This window comes from Micromonospora sp. ABR4_055 (genome assembly GCF_056160425.1).
Map to the genome: position 1 here is coordinate 1 of NZ_JBSWXD010000243.1, position 6,595 is coordinate 6,595.

Genomic DNA, 6,595 nt, shown 5'->3' on the forward strand with positions numbered 1-6,595 from the left:
CCGACTACCGCAGACCGCTCGCGACCTTCACGGAAACGATCTCCTGTGTCATCGGGCTGCACTTCTACAGGATCGCCTGTGAATAGACCTCTGCATATAATAATGGACGAGGCATTTGAATAATAGACGCCTTCGAACAACAAGCCGAAGCGATCAAGGCCAATCCGGCTGCCTATCGCAAGGAGAAACGGATCATCTGTGACCGCTGCCAGCCGCACCGCACGATCGCCGTGGTGTATGTCGGTGTGGACGGACGCCGGTGCCTATGGACGCCGGCTGGTCGCGGCCCGGTAAATCGTCCGGGGCAGAGCAGCGATGGTCCAGTCACTCCGGAACGCATACCTGCGCGAGCTGTTCCACTGCCCCGTGAGCTAGGGGATCTCGTCCAGTCTGCCGTAGCGACATGCCGACGGTGTCGAGCAGGGCTCCTCCTCATGCCCCAGATGGGTCGTATCCTCGCTGTCCCGCTGGGCGCGCCGACGTGGGCGCGGGTGACAGAATAGCCGCCGCCATATGGGATTTTTGGAGCAGAACTTCATTGCCTGACCGGGATCGGCGAATCTGGCTCGCGCGCCTTGGCCGCCGCGAGACTTGGCCCCGAAGGGGGTTACCTCGCCGTGTCCGCGCTCGAATCGTATCTTTCCGCTGGGCCCTGGGTACTGGTCATTGTCGCCTTGACCTTCGTCGTGCCCCGCCTCGTAGTCGCGTTGGTCGCCCTGTTCAGGGTGGACGCGGACAAGCTGCCGGCCGTGCTTCGGGCTCTGGCCGAACTCTTTCGCATCTGGCGCCGAGGGGGTCAGCAACGGCGAGATGAAGACCTGCCCGGGTAGGATCGACTTCGACGTGGGTCTGGTCTTGGGGTGCGGTCCGACCACGGCCACAGGCGGGCGCGCTTCATGGAATCTCATTGAGGGAGTGCTCCTACGAGCACCGCTGGCTGCCCTCGGTACCCCTGAGCTGCGGCTGCGCCTTCCCGGGGCTGTCCGGCGCAGTCGGTAGCGTACGTCCCTGTGACAGCTTCCGTGCTTGCCGAGGTCGCCGCTCTCGACCTGGCTGCCCAGGACCTGCCGTTACTGGCCGACATGTACCGGCTCGGCGAGGTCGAGGAGGTTCGATATCTGCCCGACGGGTTGATGAACCGCAACTGGCAGCTGCGGACAGCCGGTGGCGAGTTTGCGCTGAAGCTGCTGTTGGACGCGCCCGTGTCGACCGTGCGACGCAATCTGAGCGTCGCTGCGGCGCTCGCCGCAGCCGGGGTACCGGCATGTCCGCCGGTGCTGACCCTCGGCGGCGATGTCGTCGCCGAGATGGATGACCGCGCTTACAGTCTGTTCGGCTGGCTGGAGGGCGAGCACATTGCGGGTACCGGATTGTCGGCCGGTCAAGCACATCACCTTGGCGGTGTGGTTGGCAGGCTGCACCGCGAGCTCAACGATCCGGGCCTGCGGAGGTGGCTACCGGCTGCCGGTGCCGTCACCGCCACGGTGGCAGCGCCCGGTGAGGCGGTGGCCGAGGCTGACCGATATCTACGCGCCATCGGCGCGTTCGCTTCGGCGGCACCGTTCGACGTCCAGACGGTCGAGTTGCTGCGGCGGCGCAAGGCGCTCATCGCCGAGTATGGGCATCTGCGCCCGGCCACCGATCAACCGGCTGGCCCTGCCGGATACACCCATGGTGATCTTCAGCATCGCAACATCATCTGGCGTGACGGGGTGGTGGCCGGAGTGATCGACTGGGATCGGATCAGGGTTCGCCCGTTCGGCGAGGAGATCGCCCGGACCGCCACGCTGCAGTTTGGCGGTGAGGCGGGCGAGTTGGATCTGGAGCTGGTGGCCGCGTTCGTCGCCGGGTACCGTGCCGTGGTCGCGATCAGCGATGCCGAACTGGCCGACGCGGTGGACCGCCTATGGTGGAAGCGGGCCTCGGACTTCTGGCAGCTGGTCTTCCACTACGACCGAGGCGACCACTCCTGTGACCACCTGTTCTTCTCCGGTGAGACGTTCCTGCACTGGTGGACGGCAAACCGGGTTCAGGTTCGCGACGCCTTCGCGGCGCGACCCTGAACTCTCGCTACTCGCAGGGCGATGTGCTCGATCATCCGGAGCGGGACTGGAGGGCCGCTCCGGGTCCGCGCTGGACGATGCTAGAAATGGATCATGGATCGGATGCCTTGGCGTGCGTCGGCGTCGGCCATCGCCTCGTTCACGTCGTGCAGTGGCCTGCTGCTGGTGATGATCTCCTCGCTGCGCAGGGTGCCCCGTATCGCCAGATCGGCGTAGCGCGGGATGTCGAAGCGGGTGCGCACCGATCCCATCACGGTGCCGGTGATCCCGCGACCGTGCCGCAACAGGGCCGCTGGCAGGCGAAGGATTCGATCCGTACGGCTCCTCACCACGACCACCCACTTTCGGCCTCGGTCGTGAGCAGCCGCAGCGCGGACAACAACGGCGACGCGTTCCGGACGGTCATCGCGATGCTGCGGTCACCGTCCTGGATGTGGAGATAGGTCTCGCACGGCCATGGCGCGACAGCCTGCGTCAGATACGCCTCACCGGCCTGCGGCGCGAGGGCTATCGCTGTGGTCAGATCGAGACGGACCGGTGCCGACCGGTGCTGCCCTGCGGTAGCGGGACGGTAGCTGTTGCCGGACAGCGCAGCCGCGTCAGCTGTGCATCGGGCGCGGTCACACCAGGCGGGATGCCGCTGGTCAGGACTGGTTTCGGTAGATCCAAAATTCTTCTGGCTTCTTACGCTCACTGACTACCGTGAAGAGTCAATGCGCTCGCGGCTTGCAGCGAATGCGCGAACTTCTGCCCGACGACGTGGCCATAGGGGGGCGAAGCCAGTGAACGAATCTGACCTGACCTCAGCGTTCATCGAGGTCCGAGCGGCCGCCGCGCCGCCGCACCAGCTGACCCCACAAGCCCTGATCGCCGCCGGGCAGCGGGCACGCCGCCGCCGTCGGATCGCCGCGACGGCCGGCAGCGGACTGGCCGTGCTCGTGGTCGTGACGCTCGGCATCGGCACGGTGAACGCGTTGTCGTCCGGTCGGCACGAGGCTCCGATCGAACCGGGCTACTCGTCGCCGACCGCCGTACCGGAGCAGCCGGCGACCGCCCCGCCGGTCCCGCCCTCCACTCCGGCACCGGACCGCCCGCCGACGTCGACCCCGTCTACCCCGCCTCGCTCGCCGGCCTCGGCCCCTCCTGACCCGGCGATCGATGTCTCTTCGTCGGCGGACCCGGCACTGCCGGTGGAAGTGGAGCCGGGTGTCTCGTCAACGGCGGAGGAGCCACTGGCCGACCCGCCGAGCGCGTTGCCTCGCTGACCCTGCGGACAACTCCGCCGACGCTGAGGCCAACAACCGAAACGAAGAGCGCGAAGCCGTGATCCACAGCGTCTCTTCGACTCGACACGCCGGGGCCTGATCAGCTGGAGTGCTGTGGATCATGGTGCGCGCCGCTGGCTGTCGGAGCGTCGTAGGCGGGCTAAGTGGGCGAGGTGCCGCTGCGGCGTGCTCGTGGTTGACCCGCATGGCGCAGGTCCAACTCGGCAGCTATAGCTGGCCGATGTCAGCACATGGCCGACCACGTACGTCGGGAACCGCTAAAGCGCTTCTTCTTGAAACGGCCGGTTCTGTTTGATCCAGGCGACGACCTCTTCGCGTGCCCAGATCCGGCCGACGGTGAGCGTATCGAGCGGCTTCGGGAAGTCTGGCCGGTTGACGATGGTCTGGGTGCGCTGACGGCTGATGCCACCCATGAGCGCCTGAATCTCGCCCAAAGCCACCAGTCTCATGCCGCGAACGCTACGCTGTCAAGCTTAGCAATGGCAGCAACTTGTACCCGTTGCTATCGTTGACATGTTTGATGATCGTGGGCCACTCTTGAGGCATGACGCCGATGGATCAGGATCGCTGGATCGAGTCGGGTCCGAACGCCCAGGACGCCGATGTCACCCGAGAGTGCGAAGTCGATGAAGCGGCCGAGGTGGGTCTCACGCTGCGGTGGAGTTTCGAGGACCTGAAGGCCGAGCACGGTGAGGCCGGCGCCCGACGGATCCTCGCTGAGGTCCTTGCCCGGTGGCAGGCCAACGGCGGAGAGCCGGTGGCGTTCGACGACTGACGACGCGTGACCGATCGGAAACGTCTTCCCTTGTGAGAGGAATCCATCGATGTGGGATGTCGGGGCGCTGTTCAGTGCGGCGTTGCTGGGCTTCTGCGCCGGGCTGTGGTCGTTCAAGGTCAAGTCGCGGTGGTGTCCGGACTGTGGGCGTACGACGTATCCGTTGGCGGATCGGCGTGGCGGGTAGTCGGCTGCTCCGTACGCCCGAGCCGAGGCCGGGTGACGTCCTGGTGGTCGGTGGTGAGGCCAGCGTGCAGTTCGCTGGTGAGCGCAGGCTGAGGTTCCGGGTCATCTCGGTGGACCCCAAGCCGACGTACGAGGGCTGGCTCTGGGTCACGGGTTACGTGATCGACAAATCCGGCGATGCCGCCGAGCGGCGGGAGATATTCGTGCAACGCCAGGGACTTTTTCGACTGCCCCGGCGCGGAGAACAACCTTGAAGTGGAGAGACTTGAAGTGGAGAGAGCAGTGATTGTCGAGATGTTTCGTGAGCTGGTGGTGCGGTGGCGGGAGCGGCGGGACGGGCGGTCGGCTGCGTCGAAGCGGCTGGCCAGGCTGGCCCGGGAGCGTGCGGCGGCCCGGGAGCGGCGGTTGGACGGCAACCGTGGGCATCGGTGGTCGTCGGAGCCGACGATGCTCACGCCGACGCTGCGTCCGCTGATGACCTACGGTCAGCTGCTCGGCTACCGCGTACCGGCAGGGTCGTGACCTGACCCGGCAGCCGAGTCAGATGCTGAACTACAGACGAAGAGTTGCGCGAACGCCGCTGGCCGGTCCCCTCAGAGGGACCGGCCAACGGCGTTGTGGCTGCTCAGTGAGCGGAGGATACGAGATTCGAACTCGTGAGGGTGTGAACCCAACACGCTTTCCAAGCGTGCGCCCTAGGCCTCTAGGCGAATCCTCCGCACGACACGATACAGGCTGCGGACGTGGCGGTCAGCACGGGCCGGGGTCGCCGACGGCCGCCCACCGCCCGGGGTACAGTGGGGCCAACCCCTCGTGCGGCGTGCATCTCGTGAACCTCCCCAGGGCCGGAAGGCAGCAAGGATAAGCGAGCTCTGGCGGGTGCACGGGGGGCCCTTTCGTCTCCGGGGCCGGCCGGGGGACCTGCCCCGGGGTGGCGGTCGCCGGCCCGCCCGCGCAGAATGGCTCCCGGCGTGGAACCCTGCCTGGTCGGAAGGAGGCGGTGAGGGTGGCACTGGCGCTCTACCGCAAGTACCGGCCGAGGACGTTCGCCGAGGTCATCGGCCAGGAGCACGTCACCGAGCCGTTGTCGCAGGCGTTGCGGACCGGGCGACTCAACCACGCGTACCTCTTCTCCGGGCCGCGCGGTTGCGGCAAGACCTCCAGCGCCCGAATCCTGGCCCGCTCGCTCAACTGCGAGCAGGGACCGACGCCGGAGCCGTGCGGCAAGTGCGACTCCTGCCGCGCCCTGGCTGCCGACGGCAGCGGCTCGATCGACGTCATCGAGATCGACGCGGCCAGCCACGGCGGCGTCGACGACGCCCGTGAGCTGCGCGAACGCGCCTTCTTCGCGCCGGCCAGCAGCCGGTTCAAGATCTACGTCATCGACGAGGCGCACATGGTCTCGTCGGCCGGCTTCAACGCGCTGCTCAAGCTGGTCGAGGAGCCGCCGGACTATGTCAAGTTCATCTTCGCCACCACCGAGCCGGAGAAGGTCCTCGGCACGATCAAGTCGCGGACCCACCACTACCCGTTCCGGCTGATCCCGCCGGGGGTGCTGCGGCCGTACCTGGAGCAGCTCTGCTCCGCCGAGGGTGTCAAGGTCGACCCGGCGGTCTTCCCGCTGGTGGTGCGGGCCGGCGGCGGCAGCGCCCGGGACAGCCTGTCGGTGCTCGACCAGTTGATCGCCGGTGCCGGCCCGGAGGGGGTCAGCTACCCACGGGCGGTGGCCCTGCTCGGCGTCACCGACAGCGCCCTGCTGGACGAGATGTGTGACGCCCTCGCCGCCGGTGACGGTGCCGCCGCCTACGCAACCGTCGACCGGGTCGCCGAGGCCGGGCACGACCCCCGCCGGTTCGCCTCCGACCTGTTGGAGCGGTTGCGGGACCTGATCGTGCTGCAGCAGGTGCCGGACGCGGTCAGCAAAGGGCTGATCGACGGGCCACCCGACCAGATCGACCGGATGACCGCCCAGGCCGAGCGGCTCGGCCCGGCGACGCTGTCGCGGTGCGCCGACACGGTGCACAACGGCCTGGTGGAGATGCGCGGCACCACCGCGCCACGGCTGCTGCTGGAGCTGGTCTGCGCTCGGATGCTGCTGCCCGGGGCCGAGGAGTCGACGGGGGCGCTGCTGCAGCGGATGGAGCGGATGGAGCGTCGGCTGGCAGCCGGCGTACCGGTGGCTGCCGCTGCTGCTGCACCGGTGACCGTCGCTCCCGCCGCCGCGCCGACCGCCGGCACCGCCGTGGCACCGGCCGGACCGCCGGCCGCGACGCCCGCCGCTGCCG

At 67.9% G+C, this 6,595-nt stretch carries 9 protein-coding genes, 1 tRNA gene and 1 other RNA gene; 7 read left to right on the forward strand and 4 right to left on the reverse strand.

The window, feature by feature from the left end; translation table 11 throughout:
• Positions 1 to 218 (reverse strand): hypothetical protein (locus tag ACXAHD_RS30815; RefSeq protein WP_475054964.1); only part of this gene is annotated, 218 nt, incomplete at its 3' end.
• Between the two features lie 792 nt (positions 219 to 1,010).
• On the opposite strand from ACXAHD_RS30815, the gene ACXAHD_RS30820 reads away from it, so the two are divergent.
• On the forward strand, positions 1,011 to 2,063 hold the full coding sequence (locus tag ACXAHD_RS30820) for a phosphotransferase (RefSeq protein WP_289211966.1): 1,053 nt from the start codon (positions 1,011 to 1,013) through the stop codon (positions 2,061 to 2,063).
• A gap of 80 nt (positions 2,064 to 2,143) precedes the next feature.
• Here ACXAHD_RS30820 and ACXAHD_RS30825 read toward each other — a convergent pair whose 3' ends face one another.
• Positions 2,144 to 2,305, reverse strand: a complete 162-nt coding sequence (locus ACXAHD_RS30825; protein WP_475054965.1) for a hypothetical protein — start codon at positions 2,303 to 2,305, stop codon at positions 2,144 to 2,146.
• A gap of 540 nt (positions 2,306 to 2,845) precedes the next feature.
• On the opposite strand from ACXAHD_RS30825, the gene ACXAHD_RS30830 reads away from it, so the two are divergent.
• Entirely contained in the window at positions 2,846 to 3,328 is a 483-nt protein-coding gene (locus tag ACXAHD_RS30830) for a hypothetical protein (RefSeq protein ID WP_289211968.1), read from the forward strand.
• 278 nt (positions 3,329 to 3,606) lie between these two features.
• Here ACXAHD_RS30830 and ACXAHD_RS30835 read toward each other — a convergent pair whose 3' ends face one another.
• Positions 3,607 to 3,798, reverse strand: coding sequence for a hypothetical protein (locus ACXAHD_RS30835; RefSeq protein WP_278172106.1), 192 nt, complete (start codon positions 3,796 to 3,798; stop codon positions 3,607 to 3,609).
• A 95-nt stretch (positions 3,799 to 3,893) separates the two neighbouring features.
• Here ACXAHD_RS30835 and ACXAHD_RS30840 point away from each other — a divergent pair, with 95 nt between their 5' ends.
• From ACXAHD_RS30840 to ACXAHD_RS30850, 3 genes are all read left to right on the forward strand, one after another.
• Positions 3,894 to 4,124: a hypothetical protein gene (locus ACXAHD_RS30840; RefSeq protein WP_289211969.1), complete on the forward strand. Its 231-nt coding sequence runs from the start codon at positions 3,894 to 3,896 to the stop codon at positions 4,122 to 4,124.
• 143 nt (positions 4,125 to 4,267) lie between these two features.
• On the forward strand, positions 4,268 to 4,564 hold the full coding sequence (locus ACXAHD_RS30845; RefSeq protein ID WP_289211970.1) for a hypothetical protein: 297 nt from the start codon (positions 4,268 to 4,270) through the stop codon (positions 4,562 to 4,564).
• 28 nt (positions 4,565 to 4,592) lie between these two features.
• Positions 4,593 to 4,832 carry a hypothetical protein gene (locus ACXAHD_RS30850; RefSeq protein ID WP_289211971.1) on the forward strand — a complete coding sequence of 80 codons (240 nt, stop codon included), beginning with the start codon at positions 4,593 to 4,595 and terminating at the stop codon, positions 4,830 to 4,832.
• A gap of 111 nt (positions 4,833 to 4,943) precedes the next feature.
• Here ACXAHD_RS30850 and ACXAHD_RS30855 read toward each other — a convergent pair.
• Positions 4,944 to 5,028: transfer RNA gene (locus ACXAHD_RS30855), tRNA-Ser, on the reverse strand.
• 87 nt (positions 5,029 to 5,115) lie between these two features.
• Between ACXAHD_RS30855 and ffs the strand changes: the two genes are divergently transcribed.
• Together ffs and ACXAHD_RS30865 are read left to right on the forward strand one after the other, a co-directional pair.
• An RNA gene (ffs, locus tag ACXAHD_RS30860) (signal recognition particle sRNA small type) lies at positions 5,116 to 5,206 on the forward strand.
• 110 nt (positions 5,207 to 5,316) lie between these two features.
• The coding region (locus tag ACXAHD_RS30865) for a DNA polymerase III subunit gamma and tau (protein ID WP_475054968.1) at positions 5,317 to 6,595 on the forward strand (1,279 nt) is incomplete at its 3' end.

Excerpts from the sequence above, each read along its gene's own strand:
- ACXAHD_RS30835 (WP_278172106.1), bottom strand. The coding sequence starts at position 3,798 with ATGAGACTGGTGGCTTTGGGCGAGATTCAGGCGCTCATGGGTGGCATC.
- ACXAHD_RS30840 (WP_289211969.1), top strand. The coding sequence starts at position 3,894 with ATGACGCCGATGGATCAGGATCGCTGGATCGAGTCGGGTCCGAACGCC.